The sequence below is a fragment of the Chitiniphilus purpureus genome, from assembly GCF_025642115.1.
Taxonomy (GTDB): domain Bacteria; phylum Pseudomonadota; class Gammaproteobacteria; order Burkholderiales; family Chitinibacteraceae; genus Chitiniphilus; species Chitiniphilus purpureus.
This window is the reverse complement of sequence record NZ_CP106753.1, coordinates 506,420-528,275: the sequence shown is the minus strand read 5'-3', so window position 1 is coordinate 528,275 and position 21,856 is coordinate 506,420. Positions and strand designations below refer to the sequence as shown.

Here is a 21,856-nt window from a genome sequence, read left to right as displayed (position 1 = left end):
CGCCCGCCTCCGGCAACGGCAGGGATGGCCGCCCTTCATGGCCATCCCTACAGGGAACTTGCAGTAGCGATGATCGTCCGCTTTAGTGATTAATTCATGTTCCCCGCCCGCTTTCCGCCAGGCTTGACCTAGGTCAGGGGATGGAAACAGGGCCTGCATATACTGCAAGGCAACGGGGCGCCCACCCCTGCTCCCATCACAACAGCAATCGAGGTGTACTGTGGCTCAACAAACGCTCTCTCAAGACCTCCTGGAGAAGATGCACAAGTACTGGATGGCGGCGAACTACCTCTCCGTCGGCCAGATCTACCTGCTGGACAATCCCTTGCTGCGGCAGCCGCTCAAGCGTGAACACGTCAAGCCACGTCTGTTGGGCCACTGGGGCACCACGCCGGGTCTGAATTTCATCTACGTGCACGCCAACCGCCTGATCAAAGACCGCGATCTGAACATGATCTATATCACCGGTCCGGGTCACGGCGGCCCGGGCCTGGTGGCCAATACCTGGCTGGAAGGCAGCTACGAGGAGTTCTACCCGAGCATCGACCGCAGTGAAGCGGGCATGCAGCGGCTGTTCAAGCAGTTCTCCTTCCCGCGCGGCATTCCGTCGCACGTGGCGCCGGAAACCCCGGGCTCGATGCATGAAGGCGGCGAACTGGGCTATGCGCTGTCGCATGCGTTCGGTGCCGCATTCGACCATCCCGACCAGGTCGTGCTGGGCGTGGTGGGCGACGGCGAGGCCGAGACCGGCCCGCTGGCCACCAGCTGGCATTCCAACAAATACCTGCACCCGGTCAACGATGGCTTCGTGCTGCCCATCCTGCATCTGAACGGCTACAAGATCGCCAACCCCACGCTGCTCGCCCGCCTGTCCAAGGACGAGCTGACCAAGCTGTTCGAAGGCTACGGTTACAAGCCTCACTACGTCGAGCTGAAGCAGGAAACCTTCAACGAGCGTCCGGAAAGCTTCAACGAGATCCACCAGGCGATGGCCAACACGCTGGATGCCTGCCTGGACGAGCTGCAGGCGATCCGCCAACGCGCCAAGGCCGAGATGGATGCCGGCACGCCGATCACCCGCCCGCGCTGGCCGATGATCATCATGCGCACGCCCAAGGGCTGGACCGGGCCGAAGAGCATCGACGGCAAGAAGGTCGAAGACTACTGGCGCAGCCACCAGGTGCCCTTCTCGGACATGACGCCCGAACACGTCGCGGCGCTGGAGACCTGGCTCAAGAGCTATCGCCCCGACGAACTCTTCGACGGTGCGGGTGCGTTCCGTGCCGAGCTTGCCGACCTCGCGCCGCACGGCATCAAGCGCATGGGCTGCAACCCGGTGGTGCATGGCCAGACCTCCAAGGACCTGCGGATGCCGGACTTCCGCAAGTACGAAGTCAAGTTCAAGAAGCCGGGCACCGAGCAGGCCGAAGCCACCCGCGAGATGGGCAAGTTCCTGCGCGACGTGATGAAGGAAAACGAGGCCGAGAAGAACTTCCGCATCTTCGGGCCGGACGAGACTGCCTCCAACCGCTGGAACAACGTGTTCGAGGTCTCGGGCAAGACCTGGTTCGCCGATTATTTCGCCGAGGACAAGACCAACGACTATCTGGCGCAGGACGGCCGGGTGATGGAAATCCTGTCTGAACACACCTGCCAGGGCTGGCTCGAAGCGTACAACCTGACCGGCCGCCACGGCTTCTTCAGCTGCTACGAGGCGTTCATCCATGTGATCGACTCGATGTTCAACCAGCATGCCAAGTGGCTCAAGACCACCCGTCACATCAACTGGCGCAAGCCGCTGCCCAGCCTGAACTACCTGCTGACCAGCCACGTCTGGCGCCAGGACCACAACGGCTTCAGCCACCAGGACCCGGGTTTCATCGACCACGTGGTGAACAAGAAGGCCGAGGTGATCCGCGTCTACCTGCCGCCGGATGCCAATACCCTGCTGTCCGTGACCGACCATGTGCTGCGTTCGCGCCATTATGTGAACGTGGTGGTGGCCGGCAAGCAGCCCGCGCTGCAGTACCTGACCATGGACGAGGCGATCAAGCACTGCACCAAGGGCCTGGGCATCTGGGATTGGGCATCCAACGACCAGGACGGCGAACCGGACGTGGTGATCGCCTGCGCCGGCGAGATCCCGACCATGGAGGCACTGGCGGCCACCGACCTCTTGCGCCAGCACTTCCCTGACCTGAAGATCCGCTTCGTCAACGTGGTGGACCTGATGACGCTGCAGCCGGAGGAAGAACACCCACACGGCCTGTCCGACCGCGAGTTCGACGCCATCTTCACCACCGACAAGCCGGTCCTGTTCGCCTTCCACGGCTATCCGTGGTTGATCCACCGGCTGACCTACCGCCGCAACGGCCACGACAACATCCACGCCCGTGGCTACATCGAGGAAGGCTCGACCTCGACGCCGTTCGACATGGTGGTGGTGAACCAGCTGGACCGCTTCAACCTGGCCATCGACGTGATCGACCGCGTGCCGCGCCTGCAGAAGATCGGTGCGCATGTCCGGCAGAAGTTCACCGACAAGCTGGTCGAGCACGAGCAGTACATCGCCGAGTACGGCGACGACCTGCCCGAGGTCAAGAACTGGAAGTGGCCCTACTGAACCTGAGTTTCCCGGTATCCAAGCTTCACTTGTCTGTACGGCCCACCTCGGTGGGCCGTTTTTTTCATCGGTGCACGGCGGCGCCGGCGGCCTTCCTTGACCCGCGTCAAGCGCCGCGCCGGCGGGGCGCGCGACACTGTAGCGGCCGAAAATGCCGCAACCGGAACCATAAAGGAAACACCATGCTTGCCCATGCCTTCAAACCACTGATCATCAAGGGGCGCGCGCTGCTGCCCATCGTGCAGGGCGGCATGGGGGTGGGCGTGTCGGCACACCGGCTGGCGGGCGCCGTGGCCAGCGAAGGCGCTGTCGGCACGCTTGCGTCGGTCGACCTGCGCCATCATCACCCCGATCTGCTGGAACGCTCGCGGCATCTGCACGACCAGGACGGGCTGGATACGCTGAACTGCGAGGCACTGGGCCGCGAGATCCATCTGGCGCGGCAATTCTCGGGCGGGCGCGGCCTGATCGCGGTCAACGTGATGAAGGCGGTCGACGCGCATCCCAAGCTGGTACGCCAGGCCTGCATCAGCGGCGCGGATGCCATCGTGATGGGCGCGGGCCTGCCGCTCGATCTGCCCGAGATGACCGCGGACTACCCCGATACCGCGCTGATTCCCATCCTGTCCGACGTGCGCGGCATCGCCGTGCTGCTCAAGAAATGGCTGAGGAAAGGCCGCAGGCCGGACGCCATCGTCATCGAGCATCCGGCCCATGCCGGCGGCCACCTGGGCGCCACGCGCATCGAGGAGATCGGCCATGAGAAATTCGATTTCGAACGGGTGCTGCCCGATACGCTGGCGCTGTTCGATACGCTGGGGCTCAGGCATGGCGAGATTCCGCTGATCGTGGCCGGCGGCATCAACAGCCACGAGAAGGTGCAGCGCTACCTGGGCCTGGGCGCCTCGGCGGTGCAGCTTGGCACCGCCTTCGCGGTGACCGAGGAAGGCGATGCGCACCCCAACTTCAAGGCGGTGCTGGCCGGCGCGCGTCCGGACGACATCGTGGAATTCATGAGCGTGGCCGGCCTGCCGGCACGTGCAGTGCTCACCCCGTGGCTGAAGAACTACCTCAACCGCGAAGCCCGTCTGCAGGGCAACGCCAAGGCCGATCCGGCACGCTGCACCCAGGGGCTCAACTGCTTGTCGGTATGCGGCCTGCGCGACGGGCTCGCCAAGGTCGGCCAGTTCTGCATCGACCTGAAGCTCGCGGCCGCGATGCGCGGCGAGGTCGGCAAGGGGCTGTTCTTCCGTGGCGCCGACACACTGCCGTTCGGCGATGCGATCCGCCCGGTGCGTGAGCTGATCGAGTACCTGCTGACCGGGCGTCGGCCGGCCGAAGGCATCGCCTAGACCGGTGCCACCAGCAAGGAGCCAACCATGCCCATCCCTGCCGAAGACACCGCCCGCCAGCCCAAGCTGGGCGGCTTCGTGCCGTTCTCCGGCTGCGACTATCCTGGGCAGCTTGCCTGCGTGGTATTCACCGCCGGCTGCCCCTGGCGCTGCCGCTACTGCCACAACCCGCATCTGCAGGCGAGGCAGGCCCAGCCCGGGCTGCCCGGCTGGGAACAGATCCTGGCCTGGCTGCCGCTGCGACAGGGTCTGCTGGACGGCATGGTGTTCTGTGGCGGCGAGCCGCTGACCGAACCGCTGCTGCCACGGATGATGGCGCAGGTGAAGGCACTCGGCTTCAAGGTGGCACTGCACACCGGTGGCGCCTACCCGGCCCGGCTGCGCGACTGCCTGCCGTATCTGGACTGGGTGGGATTCGACGTCAAACACCAGTTCGGCGAATACGCCCAGGTCACCCAGGTGGCGGGCAGCGGCTCGGCCGCGCACCTGTCTCTGCAGCTGCTGCGCGCAAGCGGCGTACCGTTCGAATGCCGCACCACCTATCATCCGGCGCTGCACGACGAGCGTGCCCTCCTGGCACTGGGCGAGCGGCTGGCCGCCGCCGGTGTCGACGACTACGCGCTGCAGCTCTTCCGCGCCGAAGGTTGCAACGACGCCGCGCTCCTCGCCCAGGCCGGCCAGCCGCCGGGCGAGGCGGTCCTGCGCGAGCTTGGCACGCGCTTCGCGCGCTTCACCGTGCGCGGCTGACCCGCGCCCGTCTGGCGCGCGACGGCAACACCGCGCGCCCGAATGCACGCCGCCTCCCACCCCGATCGGCTCGGGTTTTTCATGCCGGTACCGGCCCGCGCTGCTTCCCGGCCGCGCCGCAGCGGGCTTCCCTGCTAAACTGGCCGCCGTTTTCCCGCCGCCGAAGGCCACGCCATGCCGTTACCCGAACAGCTCGTCATCGCCACCCGCGAAAGCCCGCTGGCGTTGTGGCAGGCCCGCCACGTGCAAGGCTGGCTGCAGACGCGGTATCCGGGTCTGACCGTGACACTGCTGGGGATGACCACCCAGGGTGACCGCATCCTGGACGTGACACTGAACAAGATCGGCGGCAAGGGCCTGTTCGTGAAAGAGCTGGAGCAGGCGCTGACCGAGGGCCGCGCCGATCTGGCGGTGCATTCGATGAAGGACGTGCCGATGGTGCTGCCGGAAGGCTTCGCGCTCGCCGCCATCGGCAGGCGCGAGGACCCGTGCGATGCCTTCGTGTCCAACCGCTACGCCAGCCTCGCGCACCTGCCGGCAGGCAGCGTGGTCGGCACCTCCAGCCTGCGCCGCGAAGCGCAGCTGCGCGCACGCTTTCCACAGCTGACGGTCCGACCGCTGCGCGGCAACGTCGGCACCCGCCTGGCCAAACTCGACGCCGGCGAATACGACGCCATCCTGCTGGCGGCTGCCGGCCTCAAGCGTCTCGGCCTTGGCGAGCGCATCCGCAGCGGGATCGGCTTAGACGACAGCCTGCCGGCCCCGGGCCAGGGCGCGCTGGGGCTGGAGATCCGGGCCGACCGCGTCGAGCTTGCCGAACTGCTGGCACCGTTCAATGACGCCGCCACCGCCGCCTGCGTCACCGCCGAGCGGGCGCTGTCGCGCCGGCTGGGTGGCTCGTGCCAGATCCCGCTGGCCGCATTCGCCGAGGAGGACGAGGGGTTTCTGCGACTGCGCGGCTGCGTCGGCCTGCCCGACGGCAGCCGGCTCGTCTACAGCGAAGCCAACGGCTCGTGCGCTGCGGCCGAAGCGTTGGGACTGCAGGTCGCCGAGCTGCTGCTTACCGAAGGCGCGGCCGACATCCTTGATCAGCTGGCCGGCGCGCCGTGACGTTGCCGCTGGCCCGCCGCCGCATCTGGGTGACCCGGCCGGCCGGCCAGGCCGATGCGCTGTGCGCGGCGCTGGCGGCCCAGGGCGCCGAGCCGGTGCGGTTGCCGCTGCTCCAGATCGCGCCAGCGGCGGATGCCGCGCCGCTGCAGGCTGCGCTGGATGCGCTTGCTGGCTTCGACCTCGCTGTTTTCGTCAGCCCGTCCGCACTGGATGCCGTGGCTGCGGCGCGCACCGCGCCATGGCCCGCCGGTGTGCCGGCCGCCGTGGTCGGACCGGGCAGCGCGGCACGGGCCAGGGCATTGGGCATCGCCCCGGTGATCGCGCCGCCAGCGCACTTCGACAGTGCCGGCCTCCTGGCCGAGCTGGACACCCATGGCAGTTGGGCCGGGCGGCGCGCCGTGCTGTTCCGTGGCGACGGCGGCCGCCCCGACCTGCCCGACGGCCTGCGCGCGCGCGGCCTGGACCTGACCGTGGTCGCCGCCTATCGCCGGCTGCCGGCCACCCTGACCATCCAGGCATTGGACGATGCGCTGGCCGCAGGCTGCGACGCAGTGATTATTTCCAGCTCCGAAGCGGCACAACACTTGTTCGCCCTGGCTGGAGAGGCCACGCGCGAGCAGCTACAATCGCTTGTGTATTTTGCGCCACACCCCCGGATCATCGCGGCACTTGCGGAGCACGACGTAGACGCCAGGCTCAGCCGCGCAGGTGATGCCGGCATCGTCGACTCGCTTTGCTGCCATTTCGCCAGGCCCACCTCATCGCCATGACGCAAGACTCCAACACGTTCTCCGCTGCCTTCTCCGCCCCCCGGCCCCGCCGCTGGCAGGCGCCATCCCCGGCCGTGGTCATCGCGCTCGTCGCGCTGGCCGCCACCGGCGGGCTCTGGTTGTACCAGCAGCAGTCCAACGATGCGCTCAAGGCGCAGTTGGGCCGTGAGCTGGCCGCCCACGCGCAGCGCAGCGCCGCCTCGGCCGCGCGCGAGGCGGCGCTGGCGGACCGGCTGGCCGCCGCCGAGCGCAACCTGACGCTGCTTTCGGCCAGGCAGGCCGAGACCCAGGGCCAGCAGGCGACGCTGAACGCGCTGTACGACGCGCTCACCCGCAACGAAACCCAGCGCGTGCTCGCCGAACTGGAGCAGACGCTGTCGTTCGCCAGCCAGCAATTGCAGCTGGCCGGCAATGTCAGCGCCGCCCTGGTCGGCCTGGAATCGATCGAGGCCAAGCTTGCCCAGCTCGACCGCCCCGAGCTGATCCCAGTGCGCAAGGCGGTGATGCGCGACATCGACCGCCTCAAGAGCCAGCCGTACCTGGACGTGGTCGGCATCTCGGCCAAGCTTGACCATCTGGTGTCCGTGATCGACCGGCTGCCACTGGCGGTGGACGGCCAGCGCCAGCAACAGACGCGGCAGCCGGTGCAGGGCGAGAACTGGCTGCAACGCCTGGGTGCCGAGCTGTGGCAATCGCTGCGCGAACTGGTGCGCATCCGCGAGATGGACCAGCCCGAGGCCATGCTGCTCACCCCCGAGCAGGCCTTCTTCCTGCGCGAGAACGTCAAGCTGCGCCTCCTGGATGCGCGCACCGCGCTGCTGCTGCGCAGCGACAGCGCGTTCCGCGCCGACCTGGATGCCGCGGCCGGCTACCTCGCGCGCTACTTCGACAATGATGTCGCCCAGGCACGCGCCGTCGCCGTCACGCTCAAGGATCTGTCCGCGCAATCGCTGGCAATCCCGCTGCCCAGCCTTGCCGAGAGCCTGGCGGCGGTACGCACCGCGCGCTCCGATGCCAAGGGGGTGCAGCCGTGAAGGCTCTGGGCTGGATCATCGCACTGTTCGCGCTGGCGGTCGGCTTCACGCTGTTCGCCCGGCTCAATACCGGCTATGCGCTGCTGTTCATCCCCCCCTGGCGCATCGAGCTGTCGCTCAATGTGTTCGTGATCGCGCTGGTGCTGCTGACGCTGCTGCTGTACTGCGTGGTCAAGCTGGGCACTGAGCTCGGCGGACTGCCCGGACGGGTGCGGCAGTACCGCGCCGAACGCCGCTACCGGGCCAGCGTCGAGCTGGAGCGCCAGGCACGTACCGCGTTCTTCGAAGGCCGCTATCAGCGCGCCGAACGCCTGTCAGCCGACGCACTCTCGGCCAGCAGCGAGCTGGAGGCCATCGCGGTCAACGGCCTGCTGGCTGCGCGCGCCGCGCATGCAATGCGCGACTTCGCCAAACGCGACCGGTATTTCGAGCGGCTGCAGGCCAAGCTGCCGCAGCAGCACCTGGCGCTGACGATGACCATGGCCGAGCTCTACCTGGACGAGCGCCGCTACGACGACGCCAGCCGGGCGCTGGCCGAGGCACTCTCGATCTCGCCCAAGCTCACCGCCGCGCTCAAGCTGGAATTGCGGCTGCGCCAACGCAACGGCGAGGCCGACGCGGTGCTGCGGCTGGTCGAGCAGCTGGCCAAGAGCGAAGCGATCGAGGTCGAACAGGCGCGCCGCCTGCGTGTCCAGGCGCTGCTCGATTCGCTCGCCGGCAGGCCGCGCACGCCCAAGGAACTGAAGGACTGGTGGGCCAAGCTGCCCGAGGCCGATCGTGCCGCGGTGCCGCTGGTGCTGGCGATGGTGGACGCCTGCAGCGCGCTGGGCGAGGCAACGCTGGCGCAGGAGGCGATCGAGGATGCGTTGGCCAGCCAATGGTCGAGCGAACTTGCCGAACGGTACGGTACGCTGGGACTGAGCGGCGAGGCGGCCACCAACCAGCTGCAGCAGGCCGAGGCATGGCTGCGCTCGCATCCCGAGGATCACCTGCTGCTGCTGACGCTGGGCCGGCTGTGCCGCGCCCGCGGATTGTGGGGCAAGGCGCAGACCTACCTGGAAGCCAGCCTGGCGGTGGAACCGACCGCCGTGGCGCATGCCGAGCTTGCCAGATTGCTGGAATCGCTCGACCAGCCCGACGCCGCGGCCCGGCACTACCGGGCCAGCCTGGTGCTGGCGCTGCCGCAGCTGGATATCCAGCCCGCGTGATCATGCATGGCGGCGCCTGCCGGCGCCGTCGGCCTCCGGCGCGTCCCGCCGTTCCCGCCAGGCTCAGGACGGCGCGTATACCGCGTCCAGGCGTGCCTGCATGCCGCCGCCGGGATGGTATTCCAGCCACCAGACCCCGGATTTCCTCACGTCCCAGTCCAACTCGGTGCCGGCCAGCAGCAAGCTGGCCAACCAGCCCAAGGTGGGCTGATGGCCGACCAGCAGCACGGCGGTGTCGGCGTGCGGCCAGCCGGCAGCGGCCAGGTACGAGGCTGCCGGCACATCGGGGTTCAGCCGCGGATCGATCCCGAACTGCGGGGTGAACGCCAACGCGGTCTGCTGGGCGCGGCGCGCCTGGCTCGCCAAGACACGCACCGGCCGCTCCCGCAGCTGATCCTTGAGCCAGGCGGCGCTGCGCTGCGCCTCATGCTGGCCGCGCGCGGTCAGTGCCCGCGCCAGATCGTCCCGGCCATCCTCGGCCTCGGCATGGCGCCATAGAATCAGATGCATGGGCAATCCTCCTCGGTACTGTGCGTGGCGGGCAGGCAGCGACCGGCGCACGGCCCGTTCCGCCTCCGGCCGGGGTCAGTTGCGCTGCTTGGCCGACAGTTCCTGCAGCAGCATGCCCTGTGCCGAGCGCACCTTGGCCAGCCGGATGCCTTTGCGCCGATAGCGCCCGTCCGGCTGCATTTCCCAGGCCTGCACATTGTCGACCAGGTAGGGACGCAGCGCCTCGCGGATCACGCGGCGCTTCACCTTGCTGCTCTTGGCAGGGAAGGCGATCTCGATGCGGCGGAACAGGTTGCGGCCCATCCAGTCCGCACTGGAGAGGTACACATCCTCGGCGCCGTCGTTGTAGAAGTAGTAGACGCGATGGTGCTCCAGGAAGCGGCCGATGATCGAGCGGACCTTGATGTTGTCCGACAGCCCGGGAATGCCGGGCCGCAGCGCGCACACACCGCGCACGATCAGGTGGATGGTGACGCCGGCCTGGCTCGCCTCGTAGAGCTTGTCGATGATGGTCGGTTCGAGCAAGGCGTTCATCTTGGCGATGATCACCGCCTTGCGCCCCAGCCGGGCGTGGGTGATCTCGCGCTCGATCGCCTTGATGAAGTTGGGCTGCAACGTGAACGGCGCCTGCCACAGTGCATGGTGATCGCCGGCCAGGCCAAGGCCCGTGAGCTGCATGAACACGTCGTTCACGTCGCTGGTGATGTCCTCGTCTTCGGTCATCAGGCCGAAATCGGTGTAGAGCTTGCTGGTGCGCGGATGGTAGTTGCCGGTGCCGACGTGCACGTAGCGCTTGAGCTTGCCCTCCTCGCGCCGCACGATCAGCAGCATCTTGGCGTGCGTCTTGTAGCCGTAGACGCCGTAGACCACGTGCACCCCGGCACGTTCGAGCTTGGCGGCCCAGTTGATGTTGGCTTCCTCGTCGAAGCGCGCCATCAGCTCGACCACCGCGGTCACTTCCTTGCCGCGCTGCGCCGCCTCGGCCAGCGCATCCATCAGCGCCGATTCGCTGCCGGTGCGGTATACCGTCATCTTGATCGCGACCACGTGCGGATCGCGCGCCGCCTGCTGCACCAGGTCGATCACTGGGGTGAAGCTCTGGTAGGGGTGGTGCAGCAGGATGTCGCCGTGGCGGATGGCGGCAAACAGATCCGGCTGCTTTCTGAGTTCGACCGGCAGACCGGGCATGAACGGCTCGAATTTCAGGTCGGGCCGGTCCACCTGGTCGGGCACCTGCATCAGCCGCACCAGATTGACCGGGCCATTGACGCGGTAGACGTCGTCATCCTCCAGGTGGAACTGCTCCTTGAGGTAGTCCTTCAAGTGGCGCGGCAGGTTGTCGGCCACCTCCAGCCGTACGGCGTCGCCGTAGGGGCGTTGGCTCAATTCGCCCTCCAGCGCGGCGCGCAGGTCCTTGACGTCCTCGTCGTCCACGGTCACGTCCGAGTCGCGCGTGACCCGGAACTGGTAGCAGCCCAGCACATGCATCCCGGCAAACAGCTCGTCCACATGCGCATGCAGGATGGAGGAGAGGAACACGAACCCATGGTCGACGCCGGTGACCTCACGCGGCATCTTCACAAAGCGCGGCAGGATGCGCGGCGCCTGCACGATGGCCATCTCGGCGTTGCGGCCGAATGCATCGCGCCCTTCCAGCTCGACAATGAAGTTGAGCGACTTGTTGAGGATGCGCGGGAACGGGTGCGACGGATCGAGTCCGATCGGCGTGAGCACCGGCATCAGCTCGCGGAAGAAGTAGTCCCGCACCCATTCGCGCTGCGCGTCGGTCCACAGGCTGCGGCGGAAGAAATGGATCGCCTCCTTGGACAGCGCCGGGAACATCACCTCGCGCAGCACCTTGTACTGCTGTTCGACCAGAAGATGCGCCTCCTTGACCACCAGCTCGTAGGCGTGATGCGGCGTCACCCCCTCGGGCAGCAGCCGGGTCGGGTACTGCCGCACATTCTCCTTCAGCCAAGCCATGCGCACTTCGAAGAATTCGTCCAGGTTGCTCGACACGATGCACAGGAACTTGAGCCGTTCGAGCAACGGATTGCGCGCATCCTCCGCCTGCGCCAGTACGCGGCGGTTGAATTCCAGCAGCCCTAGCTCGCGATTGAGCATCAGCTGATTGTCGGCAGGTTTGTAGGTCATGGCGCTTTTGCAGGTTCCAAGACGACAAGGGCCGCTGCAAGCGGCCCGGGATGGATCAGGATTGCGGTGGCACGTAACCTGCGGGCTGGTCGGCGCCCGCGCCGAAGAAATAGTTCTCCAGCTGTTGCTGCAGGTATTGCCGCGCCTTGGGATCGGCCAGATTGAGACGGTTCTCGTTGATCAGCATCGTCTGGTGCCTGACCCACGCCGCCCAGGCCTCCTTGGACACCTGCTCATAGACACGGCGGCCCAGCTCGCCCGGCAACGGGGCGAAATCAAGGCCTTCGGCCTCACGGCCCAGTTTGACGCAGTGGACGGTACGACTCATCGGGAAACTCCGGACTCTGGATACGGGATTGAATGGCAGAACGATTGCATACGCATGACAGGAAGCACGACAGGCGGTTCCCTCGGTGCAATGGGCTCAACCCAATTGTACCTGCCGATCCGCGTTGCCGCTCATCGCGCCAAAGCAACGGCCCGCGCCGTGGCGCGGGCCGTGGGCTGTGGGCCGGGCGGCAGCGGGATCAGCTTGCCTTGACCGGCATGATCCACAGCTCGACGCGGCGGTTCAGGCGGCGCCCGTCCTCGCTGTCGTTGCTGGCCCGCGGCTGGCTTTCGCCCTTGCCATAGGAGTCCAGCCGCAACGAGTTGACCTGCCGGCCGACGAAGTAGTCGACCACGGCGCGTGCGCGCTGCTCGGACAGCTGCTGGTTGTATGCGTCCTTGCCGACATTGTCGGTATGGCCGACCACGGTGATCATGGTCTTGCCGTACTGATTGACCACCTTGGCGATCTTGTCCAGCGTGGGCGTATAGGCCGGCTTGATCGCGGACGAGTTGGTGTCAAAGCCGGTGCTGGAGGTCATGCTCACCAGGAGCGAATTGTCGGCCTGCTTCTGGATGGCGATCTCACCACGCTGGATTTCCGGCGCAAGCTGCTTTTGCAGATCCTTGGCCTGCTGGTCCATGTAGTAGCCGATGCCGGTGCCGGCCAGCCCGCCGCCGACGGCACCGATCAGCGCGCCCTTGCCGCGGTTCTTGTGGTTGACTGCGGCGCCGATGGCCGCGCCGCCGAGCGTGCCGATGATGGCGCCCATCTCCGTCTTGTTCAGATCGCGCTTTTCACCCAGGTCGTTGGTGGCACATGCCGACACCAGCAGGGCGGCGACAACGGTGAGCGATACGGTTTTGCGCATGGGAGCTCCTTTCGGTCCGGTAGATATGCAAATTATCTGGGACAAATCCTGACACGCGTGATGTTAAAGATCACACGACACCTTCCCGGGTCGAGCGCCGATCATGCAGATAGCCGTTTTGCCGACAACCACCGGAAGGAGCCTGTATGCGTGCCGCCATCCTCGTCACCGCCCTGCTTTGCGCCCCGGCGCACGCGGGCAGGTATGCCGATCTGCTTGCGCAGTGCCGTGAACCCGTGGCGATCTGCCACGAAGAGATCAACCGCGCCATCAAGGCCGAAGCCAAGGCGCGCGATGTGGAACCCAACAAGCTGGACACACTGGCCAAGCGGGCCCAGCAGTACTGCTACGCCGAGGCCACGCGGGCGCAGTGCGGCGACGATCCGGCAGGCTGGTTCCCCGTCTATATCCGCTATATCGATGAACTGCTGGGCTGACCGACCGCGCCATCCTGTCTAGGCCATCCGGGGAATGCCGGGCCGCACCCGGCTTTGGGACAATCGGCATACTGCGCGCCAATCCCAACCGGCGCGCACTGCCGAACACACGGGTACAGGGGCGGACATGGAACAGCCAGCACTGCGCATCGGCCTCGTCGCCACATCGGACCGGGCCAGCGCCGGCGTCTATCAGGATCAGGGGCTGCCCGCGTTGCAGGCGTGGCTGGCCGCGGCGCTGAGCACGCCGTATCAGGTGGTCTGCCGCCTGATCCCGGATGAGCAGCCGCGGATCGAGGCGACGCTGATCGAGCTGGCCGACCAGGCAGGCTGCCAGTTGATCCTGACCACCGGGGGCACCGGACCCGCGCCGCGCGACGTGACGCCGGAGGCGACGCTGGCGGTCGCCGACCGGGTGATGCCCGGCTTTGGCGAACAGATGCGGCAGATCAGCCTGCACTTCGTGCCGACCGCCCTGCTGAGCCGGCAGGTGGGGGCCATCCGCGGCCGCACGCTGATCCTGAACCTGCCCGGCCGCCCCCGGGCGATCAAGGAAACGCTCGAAGGCGTGCGCCATGCGGACGGCACCGTTGCGGTGCCCGGCATCTTCGCCGCGGTACCCTATTGCATCGACCTGCTGGACGGGCCGCGGATCGAGACCCACGCGGAGGTGGTGGCAGCGTTCCGCCCGGGCGGCTGAAGCGGCAGCGCTACGGATTGCCGGCGAGCCCGTGCTCGACCGCGTACACGGCCACCTGCACGCGGCTGTTCAGATTGAGCTTCTTCAGGATGTTCTGCACGTGGATCTTGACCGTGCTCTCGGCCACCTCCAGCCGGCGCGCGATCTCCTTGTTGCTCTCGCCCCGGGCGAGACAGGCGACGATCTCCCGCTCGCGCGGGGTGAGCTTCTCGCGTTCGGACGGTGCCGCGGCCCCGCCCGGCACGGCGCCATGGCTGCGAAAGCGCTCCACCAGCTTGGCGGTCATGCTGTCGGCGATCACCGCCTCGCCACGCGCGGCCTTGCGCACCGCCGCGATCAGCGCATCGACCTCGATGTTCTTCACCAGGTAGCCGCGCGCGCCCTGCTGCAGCGCCTGTGCCAGTTCCTCGGCCTCTTCCGATACGGTCAGGATCAGCACTGCCGCCTCGGGCACATCCTGCACCAGCAGCTGCAGCGTCTCCAGCCCGGACAGGCCCGGCATGTTCAGGTCGAGCAGGATCACATCCGGACGCTGCGCCTTGGCCCGCTTGATGCCCTCGACCCCGTCGGCGGCCTCGGCCACCACCTCGACATCCTCCTGCCGCTGCAGCAGTTGCTTGATGCCCGAGCGGAACAGCGTGTGGTCGTCCACCAGCAGCACGCGTATGGTCATGGTCGTTTCCCCTGGTTGTTCATGCGGCCTGCCGGCGTGCTTGGTCGAGCGTGAGCGCCAGTTGTACGCCGGCGCCGGGACGGCTGGTCAGTGTCAGCTCGGCACCGATGCGCCCGGCACGCTCGCGCATGATCGACAGCCCCACATGCTGCTCACTGCGCCGTGCCACCTCGTCCGGATCGTAACCCTGGCCGTCGTCACGCACCTTCAGCACGAAATCGCGCTGATTGCGCATCTGCACCCATACCTTTCCGGCCTGGGCGTGCTTGCGCACATTGGACAGCGCCTCCTGCAGGATGAACAGCACCTGCAGCTGCTGCTCGGGCGGCAATGGCGCGCCCTCGTCCCGCACGTCGAGCGCCACCTCGATGCCGGTCTGTCGGGTGAAGCGCGATGCCGTCTCCTCGATGCCGCTGACCAGCTCGCCTTGCGCCAGCTTGCTGCGGAAGTTGGACAGCAGCTCGCGCACATCCTGATAGCTCTCCTCGACCCCGGTGCGCAACAGCGGCGCGATCTCGGTGGCATCGTCGAGCGCGCCGCGCGCCAGCGCATCCTCGAGCAGCTGCACCTGCAGATTGAGGAAGTTGAGCCCCTGCGCAATGCTGTCGTGCAGCCCCTGCGCCACCAGGCTGCGCTCCTGCGCCACCGCCAGCTGCCGCGCCTTGGCGGCCAGCCGCCGATTCTCCAGTGCCACACCCAGGTGCCGGCCCAGCGTTTCGAGCAGTTGGGTCTCGGCCTCCGACAACGCGTGCCGGTCGCGGAAATGCAGCGAGAACGAACCGAGCACCTCGTCGCGCGACACGATGCGGAACACCGCAAGGCTGGTGAATCCCTCCTTGCTGCATTGGTAGGCATCGGGCTGCGGCAGCCGGCGCAAATCGTGGATCACCACCACGCCCTGCTGGGTCGCCTGACCGCAGAAGCAGTCGTCCACCTTCATGCAATGCTCGTGCTCGGCCAGCGCCGGGGTCAGCCCGTCGGCCACCACCATCAACAGCTTCTCGCCTTCCGGGTCCACCGCCCGGATGCTGCCGCCGTCGGCATGGAACTGGCGCCGCACCTCCTTGAGAAAGCCGCGGCACAGCGTGTCGATATCATTGGGCTGGTGCAGGAACGCCGCCATGTCGTACAACGTCTCCAGCTCGCGGTTGCGCGCCGCCAGCTGCGCCGTCTTGGTCGCGACGCGTGTCTCCAGCTCGCGGTAGAGCGCTTCGAGCTCCTCGGCCATCCGGTTGAAGCCGGCGGCCAGCACGCCGAATTCGTCGCGCGACTCCACCGGCAGACGCACGCCGAACTCACGCGCCGCCATGCGCCCCAGCCCGTCCTGCAGCCGCAGCACCGGTGAGATGATCCACAGATAGAGCAGGTAGATCATCGCCAGGGTGCCAGCGCAGGCGAGCACGACCAGCAGCCCCTGCGACAACCGCAACAGCGAGGTCTTGCCGGCGTTGTCCACCTCGATCATCCGCACCAGGCGGTCGGCTTCGTCGACGAAGTTCGGCAATGCCGAGAGATAGGATGCACGTGCGCCGCCCGCCATGGCCACGACCGCCGCCGGTTGCAGCCGGCGCTGCCACAGCGCGGTCACCCGTTCGAACTGGGCGCGGATGGCCTCGTCCTGTGGCAGGAACAGCGGCCGTGACGGTACGCCGCGGCGTAGCCGCTCCAGCGTGGCGTGTTGCGCATCCAGCGCCGCCTGCGCGCGTACGACGCGCGCCGACGGCACCGCTTCGGCCTTGAGCAGTTCGATACCGATCAGGTTGGCGCGCATGCGCAGACTGCCGGTGTCGTTGATGGCGGCGCCCGCACCTTCGAGCTGCCATGAAAGCCACAGCGTCCAGCCGATCATCGCGAGCACGAACAGCAGCGCGGCGATGCTGCTGGTCACGATGCGGGTGGACAGCCGCTCCTTCAGCGCAGGTTCCGGCATCACCTCATCCAGTGCCATCAGCTCCGTTCTCCTCGCTCGCCGCGTACCAGCTGCCCGACTTGCCACCGTGCTTTTCCAGAAGCTGCACCGCTTCGATCCGCATGGCGCGGTCCGCCGCCTTGCACATGTCGTAGATGGTCAGCAACGCGACACTGGCGGCGGTGAGCGCCTCCATCTCCACGCCGGTCGGACCCTGCGTCTCGGCGGCGACACGCACCTCCACCGCATTCTTGCTCAGCTCGAACTCGACCGCCAGATGCGTCAGCGCAAGCGGATGGCATAGCGGAATCAGCTCGCCGGTGCGTTTGGCCGCCATGATCGCGGCCACCCGGGCGATGCCGAGCACGTCGCCCTTGGTGTGGCCGCCGCCGGCGATCAGCGCTGCCGTGGCCGGCTGCATCCGGATGCGCCCCTGTGCCACGGCACGGCGGCGGGTGGCGGGCTTGCCGCCCACGTCGACCATCCAGGCCTGCCCCTGTTCGTCGAAATGCGTCAGTTGGTTCATGGTTCCGCCTGGAATGCCCGGCGCTGTTCAAACTCGGCAAGCGTCTGGGCACAGTTGAGGTTGGGAAAATCGAAGGCGAACGGCACGGCGCATCCGCCCGCCGCAGCCTGCCAGCGGGCCAGCCCGCGCTCGCCGCGATCGAGGCGCGCCGCGATCCGGGCGCGCTCCGTGCGACGCACCAGGCACAACGCCGGATGCACGCGCTGCGCGTCGGTCGCGTAGGCGACCGGCGCACCGTCCTGCAGTGCTGCCAGCAGCCGCGGCAGCAGATCGGCGGGCAGCATGGGCACATCGCATGGCAGCACCAGCAGATACGGCGCGGCACTGGCGGCAAGGCCGGCTTCCAGCCCGGCCAGCGGGCCGGAAAAACCCGACCGCAGATCCGGCAGCACCGGATGGCCGAACGCACGGTAACGCACTGCATTGCGGTTGGCCGACAGCAGCACCTGCCCGACCGGCCAGCCGGCGAGCGCGGCCAGCACCCATTGCACCAGCGGCCGGCCGGCGAGCGGCACCAGTCCTTTGTCCTGTCCGCCGAAACGGCGACCCTGGCCGCCGCACAGGATCAGGGCGTCGACGTCTGCCATCGCGCAAGCGCCGCTTCGTCGTCGGCCCGGGCCTGCACCCAGTGCCGCTGTGCGCCGTACTGTTCGCACTTCCAGAACGGCGCGACCGATTTGAGATGGTCCATCAGGAAATCGACGGCGGCGAGCGCCGCCTTGCGATGCGGCGCCGCCGCCAGCACCAGCACGATCTGTTCGCCCGGTCGCAGCAGCCCGATGCGGTGCACCACGGTCACCGCCTGCAGGCTGAAGCGCTCCCCGGCGCCGGCGGCCAGCTCGCGCAATACCTTCTCGGTCATGCCCGGATAGTGTTCCAGCGTCAGCGCGCTCAGCGGCACGTCCCCGCCGGTATCGCGCCGCACCCGCCCGACAAAGCTCGCCACCGCGCCACACGCCCGTGCCGGGTCGTCCAGCGCCGCCAGTTCGGCACCCAGGTCGAAATCCGCATGCTGGACCGCGATACGGATTGCCGTTTGCAATGCGTCAGGCGCTGTCGCCATGGCGCTAGCCTCCGGTCACCGGTGGGAACAACGCCACCTCGACCCCGTCCGTCAGCGGGGTGCCGGGGCACGCAAGCGTGTGCTCGACCGCGACCCGGAACACGCGGTCCGGGCCGAGTGTGCTCGCCCATTCGCCGCCGCGGGCGCGCAGCGCCGCCAGCAGCCCGGCCACCGTCGCCTCGGCGCCAGGCAGTGTCAGCGCCTCTTCGGCACAGCCCAGCGCGTCGCGCAGGCCGGCCAGGTACAGGATGCGGATCTTCATGTCGTGCCTCGTCCTCACTCAATCCAGGATCAGTGCGCGCACCGGTGCACCCGCCGGCAGCGTCGCCGCCGCCGGGATGTCGAGCAGCAGCGCCGCCTGCGCCAGGGTCGACAACGCGGCCGAGCCCTGCTGCGCAAAGGGCTCGGCCCATTGCACGCCCTGCCGTTCCACCAGACGCGCCCGCAGGAAATGGCGGCGCTCGTCCGGGTTGTGCACCGGCTGCGTCAGCGGCAGCTGCCGTGCCTGCGGTGCCGCGGCCATCCCGCCAGCGGCGCGGCGCAGCAACGGTTGCGCCAGCAGCAGATAGGTGACCGCGGCGGCGACCGGATTGCCCGGCAGCGCCAGGAACGGCACCCCATCCACCTGGCCGAAGGCAAACGGCTTGCCCGGCTTGATCGCCACGCGCCAGCTGTCGATCGCCCCCAGCTGCGCCACCGCGGCGCGCATATGGTCGGCATCGCCCACCGAGGCCCCGCCGGAGCTGATGATCACGTCGCAACGCGCGGCAGCGGACCGCAGACAGGCCAGCGTCTGCCCCATGTCGTCCGGCACCGTGCCCAGATCGACGGGGTCGGTGCCGGCCTGGGCCAGCAACGCCAGCAGTTGCGGACGATTGGCGTCGTAGATGCGGCCGGGGGCGAGCGGTTCACCCGGCTGCTGCAGCTCGTTGCCGGACGACAGCACACCGACCCGCACGCGCCGGTAGACCTGCAGCGCGGCGATGCCCTGACTGGCCAGCAGCCCGATCTGCAACGTGCGGATACGCTCGCCCTGCTGCAGCAGCGGGGTGCCGGCGGCCAGCTCACTGCCCGGCAGCCGCATATGCGCCCCAGGCTGTGGCGAGGCGTGCAAATGGAGTTGCGGCCCGTCGCAGCGCACCTGCTCCTGCGGCACCACGGCGGTACAGCCGGCCGGCAGCGGCGCGCCGGTCAGCACCCGCAGTGCCTCCCCGGGTTCGAGCCGTTGCGCCTCGCAGCTGCCGGCGGCAGCGTAGCCCGCCAGCCGATACGGGCCTGCCGGCGCAGCGGTTGTCATCGCGACCGCATAGCCGTCCATCGCGCTGGCGGCGAATGGCGGCAGATCGAGCGCCGCGACGACGGTCGCCGCGCTGATCCGGCCTGCCGCCTGCTGCAACGGCACGGACTCGACCTGCGGCGGCGGCAACGGCTGGGCGGCCAGGCGGGCCAGCATCGCTTCAAGGCTGAGCAGCATGGGCAAAGGTTTCCAGGATGAAGGCCGCCACCTGGGCCGGCCGGTTCAGATCGAGCAGCGGCACCGGGCACGGGAACCACGCGTCGCTCGCCACCGCGCACAGGCCGGGCAGCGACAACAGCAGCGGCGGCTGCCCCAGCGCGGGTCGGTAGACCTCGATGCGCGGAATCGGGTCGTGCTTGAAGCCTTCCACCAGCGTCAAATCGGCACTTGCCAGCCGGGCCAGCTGTTCGGCCAGATCGGGCTCCGGCTGACCGGCCAGCTCATGCAGGATGGCAAAGCGATACGGCGAGGCCACCAGCACCTCATGCGCCCCGGCGGCGCGGAAACGTGCGCTGTCCTTGCCGGCCGGCTCCAGCGTCAGATCGTGGTGGCTGTGCTTGATCACATTCACCCGCAGCCCCTGGCCGGTCAGCAACGGCAACATGGCCTCGATCAACGTGGTCTTGCCACTGCCCGAGCGCCCGGCCACCCCGAACACACGCCGCGGGGACCCGGCACCGGCCGGTGCAGACAACGCGCCCGGGTCATCGTCGCTCGCGGTTCTGTCTGCCACTGTGCCGCGGCCGGGCACAGGCCGTGTTCCGTAGGCACGCATGCTTTCAACCTCCGGTCTGCGCCATGAAGCGCACTATTTTCTGGGGGCGGGTATCGAATTCATGCCGCTCGGGCTTGGCGGCGATGCCACACCGGATCGCAGCCACCAGTTCGGTGTCGCTCGCGCCGGCGCGCAGCATGGCGCCGAGCGGCACCTGGTCCTCCTGCCCCAGGCACAGGTGCAGCGTGCCATCCACCGTCAGCCGCACCCGGTTGCAGGTGGCGCAGAAATGGCGCGACAGCGGCGTGATCGCGCCCAGGCTCATCCGGCCCGCCGCGTCGGTCCAGTAGCGGGCGGGGCCGGCATCGCCACCCGGCAGCTGCGGGATCAGGCCAAAGCGTTGCGCCAGCGTACGACCCAGCGCAGTGACGTCGACCAAGCCCGCGGCGCGGCCGGTGTCGCCCATCGGCATGGGCTCGATCAACCGCAACACGAAGCCGTGCGCCAGCGAGAATGCCACCATGCGCTCGACATCCACCTCGTTCACGCCGGCCTGCACCACCATGTTGAGCTTGATCGGCGCAAAGCCTGCGCGGCGTGCCACATGCAGTCCCTGCAGTACCTGCGCCAGGCAATCGCGCCCGGTAATCCGGGCAAAGCAGTCGCGGTCCAGGCTGTCGAGACTGACATTCAGCCGCGTCACGCCGGCGGCGTGCAGCGCGGCGGCATGGTCGGCAAGCTGGGTGGCATTGGTCGACAGCGCCAGATCGGCCACCCCCGGCAACGCCGCCACCCCTGCCGCAAATCCGGTCAGCCCCCGGCGCAGCAGCGGTTCACCACCGGTGAGCCGCACCTTGCGTACGCCCAGCCCGACAAACAGCCCCACCAGACGCAGCATCTGCGCATGGCTCATCCAGTGCGCCGGCTCCTCGAACCCGGTGAAGCCCTTGGGCAAGCAATAGGTGCAACGCAGATCGCAGCGGTCGGTGACCGATACGCGCAGGTAGTCGATGCGCCGGCCGAAGGCGTCGATCAGGGGGGCAGCGCGGGTGGGGTCGGTGGACATGATGGCGGGAATCCAGAAGCCTGGGGACGATCTTTCCACGCTGCCTGGGCGTCCACCATTCGCACGGCGACCTAGTTCTTTTGAACAAGGGAGCCTGCCTACAAACGACCGACCCGCCCACCCACGCCCCGAGGGCAGGACCGAAGCGCGCAGCGAAGGCTTCGAATTGCGCACCGACCATACCGGCGCGCTGCGCAAGGGCTGCTGCTCAGCAGCGAAGCCCAGCCCGGCGCCGCCGGCCGGCAACTGGACCGGGAGCAAGCCCAGGCGCAGCTTGAATCCGCGCAACAACCGGCGTGGCCCCTCAGCGACACTGCGCAACACCAACTGGCCGAGCCGGCCGAGCTTGGCCCCAAAACCCTCGACCTGGACGGCCAGCCGCAAGGCGCAACCCGCCCAGGGCCACCTGGATCACCTGAACCTCACCAATGCCGTGCTTGGCGATCAGCATTGGCTGGACGTTACCAAAGCCGGCCTTGCGCGCTTTCGCCCATGGGCGGTTGGCGAGGCTCCGGCGGAAGCCGGCTTCTACAGACTGCCGATGATCTGCTGGTGCCGGCGGTGTCTGCCGAACTGAATGCCTTCGCCTATGATGCCGACCCGGCAATGAAGAACCGGCCTGCCGCAGTTCAAGCAGTTCCTTGGCAGCATCCGGCTGCGCGAGGCGAATGCCAGGGCGCGGCAGGATCTGCAGCTGGTCAAGCCCAAGGCGCCGTAGCCGCGCCGCGGCGGGTCGATCCGTGGTGGCACGGTGATGGGAGCA

The 21,856-nt window shown here is 68.1% G+C and carries 22 protein-coding genes and 1 pseudogene; 10 read left to right on the top strand and 13 right to left on the bottom strand.

Annotated features, from left to right (window positions below):
- Nucleotides 1–157: 157 nt before the first annotated feature.
- From N8I74_RS02320 to N8I74_RS02290, 7 genes are all read left to right on the top strand, one after another.
- On the top strand, nt 158–2,623 hold the full coding sequence (locus N8I74_RS02320; protein ID WP_308445887.1) for a phosphoketolase family protein: 2,466 nt from the start codon (nt 158–160) through the stop codon (nt 2,621–2,623).
- A 182-nt stretch (nt 2,624–2,805) separates the two neighbouring features.
- Complete coding sequence (locus N8I74_RS02315; protein ID WP_263125309.1) at nt 2,806–3,975, top strand: NAD(P)H-dependent flavin oxidoreductase; 1,170 nt, start codon at nt 2,806–2,808, stop codon at nt 3,973–3,975.
- A 27-nt stretch (nt 3,976–4,002) separates the two neighbouring features.
- The gene (locus N8I74_RS02310) at nt 4,003–4,722 is read left to right on the top strand and encodes an anaerobic ribonucleoside-triphosphate reductase activating protein (protein ID WP_263125308.1); all 720 of its coding nucleotides are present in this window, start codon (nt 4,003–4,005) and stop codon (nt 4,720–4,722) included.
- Between the two features lie 174 nt (nt 4,723–4,896).
- Nucleotides 4,897–5,832 carry a hydroxymethylbilane synthase gene (gene hemC / locus N8I74_RS02305; RefSeq protein ID WP_263125307.1) on the top strand — a complete coding sequence of 312 codons (936 nt, stop codon included), beginning with the start codon at nt 4,897–4,899 and terminating at the stop codon, nt 5,830–5,832.
- Nucleotides 5,829–6,602 (top strand): uroporphyrinogen-III synthase, encoded by a 774-nt coding sequence (locus N8I74_RS02300; protein WP_263125306.1) that lies wholly within the window; start codon nt 5,829–5,831, stop codon nt 6,600–6,602. Before hemC ends, N8I74_RS02300 begins: the two co-directional genes overlap by 4 nt.
- A complete protein-coding gene (locus N8I74_RS02295; RefSeq protein ID WP_263125305.1) occupies nt 6,599–7,636 on the top strand; it encodes a uroporphyrinogen-III C-methyltransferase in 1,038 nt (345 codons plus the stop codon). Before N8I74_RS02300 ends, N8I74_RS02295 begins: the two co-directional genes overlap by 4 nt.
- The gene (locus N8I74_RS02290; protein WP_263125304.1) at nt 7,633–8,844 is read left to right on the top strand and encodes a heme biosynthesis HemY N-terminal domain-containing protein; all 1,212 of its coding nucleotides are present in this window, start codon (nt 7,633–7,635) and stop codon (nt 8,842–8,844) included. Before N8I74_RS02295 ends, N8I74_RS02290 begins: the two co-directional genes overlap by 4 nt.
- A gap of 63 nt (nt 8,845–8,907) precedes the next feature.
- Here the strand turns inward: N8I74_RS02290 and N8I74_RS02285 are convergent, their stop codons facing one another.
- From N8I74_RS02285 to N8I74_RS02270, 4 genes are all read right to left on the bottom strand, one after another.
- Nucleotides 8,908–9,354 carry a SixA phosphatase family protein gene (locus N8I74_RS02285; RefSeq protein ID WP_263125303.1) on the bottom strand — a complete coding sequence of 149 codons (447 nt, stop codon included), beginning with the start codon at nt 9,352–9,354 and terminating at the stop codon, nt 8,908–8,910.
- Between the two features lie 75 nt (nt 9,355–9,429).
- Complete coding sequence (gene ppk1 / locus N8I74_RS02280; RefSeq protein WP_263125302.1) at nt 9,430–11,508, bottom strand: polyphosphate kinase 1; 2,079 nt, start codon at nt 11,506–11,508, stop codon at nt 9,430–9,432.
- Between the two features lie 55 nt (nt 11,509–11,563).
- Complete coding sequence (locus tag N8I74_RS02275) at nt 11,564–11,836, bottom strand: oxidative damage protection protein (protein WP_263125301.1); 273 nt, start codon at nt 11,834–11,836, stop codon at nt 11,564–11,566.
- A 199-nt stretch (nt 11,837–12,035) separates the two neighbouring features.
- Nucleotides 12,036–12,707, bottom strand: coding sequence for an OmpA family protein (locus N8I74_RS02270; protein WP_263125300.1), 672 nt, complete (start codon nt 12,705–12,707; stop codon nt 12,036–12,038).
- 146 nt (nt 12,708–12,853) lie between these two features.
- Between N8I74_RS02270 and N8I74_RS02265 the strand changes: the two genes are divergently transcribed.
- Both N8I74_RS02265 and mog read left to right on the top strand, forming a co-directional pair.
- Nucleotides 12,854–13,144, top strand: a complete 291-nt coding sequence (locus N8I74_RS02265) for a hypothetical protein (RefSeq protein WP_263125299.1) — start codon at nt 12,854–12,856, stop codon at nt 13,142–13,144.
- 127 nt (nt 13,145–13,271) lie between these two features.
- Nucleotides 13,272–13,844 (top strand): molybdopterin adenylyltransferase, encoded by a 573-nt coding sequence (mog, locus tag N8I74_RS02260; protein WP_263125298.1) that lies wholly within the window; start codon nt 13,272–13,274, stop codon nt 13,842–13,844.
- Nucleotides 13,845–13,854: 10 nt separating this feature from the next.
- Here the strand turns inward: mog and N8I74_RS02255 are convergent, their stop codons facing one another.
- From N8I74_RS02255 to moaA, 9 genes are read right to left on the bottom strand one after another with little or no spacing between them, the layout of a single operon-like run.
- Nucleotides 13,855–14,517, bottom strand: coding sequence for a response regulator (locus N8I74_RS02255; protein WP_263125297.1), 663 nt, complete (start codon nt 14,515–14,517; stop codon nt 13,855–13,857).
- Nucleotides 14,518–14,536: 19 nt separating this feature from the next.
- On the bottom strand, nt 14,537–16,465 hold the full coding sequence (locus tag N8I74_RS02250) for a type IV pili methyl-accepting chemotaxis transducer N-terminal domain-containing protein (protein WP_263125296.1): 1,929 nt from the start codon (nt 16,463–16,465) through the stop codon (nt 14,537–14,539).
- Nucleotides 16,452–16,952 (bottom strand): cyclic pyranopterin monophosphate synthase MoaC, encoded by a 501-nt coding sequence (gene moaC, locus N8I74_RS02245; RefSeq protein WP_263125295.1) that lies wholly within the window; start codon nt 16,950–16,952, stop codon nt 16,452–16,454. Before moaC ends, N8I74_RS02250 begins: the two co-directional genes overlap by 14 nt.
- A complete protein-coding gene (gene mobA, locus N8I74_RS02240) occupies nt 16,949–17,539 on the bottom strand; it encodes a molybdenum cofactor guanylyltransferase MobA (RefSeq protein WP_263125294.1) in 591 nt (196 codons plus the stop codon). Before mobA ends, moaC begins: the two co-directional genes overlap by 4 nt.
- The gene (locus tag N8I74_RS02235; protein WP_263125293.1) at nt 17,518–18,015 is read right to left on the bottom strand and encodes a molybdenum cofactor biosynthesis protein MoaE; all 498 of its coding nucleotides are present in this window, start codon (nt 18,013–18,015) and stop codon (nt 17,518–17,520) included. The genes mobA and N8I74_RS02235 overlap by 22 nt, the downstream gene beginning before the upstream one ends.
- Nucleotides 18,016–18,019: 4 nt before the next feature.
- A complete protein-coding gene (locus N8I74_RS02230; RefSeq protein WP_263125292.1) occupies nt 18,020–18,277 on the bottom strand; it encodes a MoaD/ThiS family protein in 258 nt (85 codons plus the stop codon).
- A gap of 18 nt (nt 18,278–18,295) precedes the next feature.
- Complete coding sequence (locus N8I74_RS02225) at nt 18,296–19,489, bottom strand: molybdopterin molybdotransferase MoeA (RefSeq protein WP_263125291.1); 1,194 nt, start codon at nt 19,487–19,489, stop codon at nt 18,296–18,298.
- Complete coding sequence (mobB, locus tag N8I74_RS02220; protein WP_263125290.1) at nt 19,473–20,045, bottom strand: molybdopterin-guanine dinucleotide biosynthesis protein B; 573 nt, start codon at nt 20,043–20,045, stop codon at nt 19,473–19,475. Before mobB ends, N8I74_RS02225 begins: the two co-directional genes overlap by 17 nt.
- Before the next feature lie 46 nt (nt 20,046–20,091).
- A complete protein-coding gene (gene moaA / locus N8I74_RS02215) occupies nt 20,092–21,093 on the bottom strand; it encodes a GTP 3',8-cyclase MoaA (RefSeq protein ID WP_263125289.1) in 1,002 nt (333 codons plus the stop codon).
- 165 nt (nt 21,094–21,258) lie between these two features.
- Here moaA and N8I74_RS19340 point away from each other — a divergent pair.
- A pseudogene (locus N8I74_RS19340) lies at nt 21,259–21,351 on the top strand (type VI secretion system Vgr family protein); the annotation flags it as partial.
- Between the last annotated feature and the right edge of the window lie 505 nt (nt 21,352–21,856).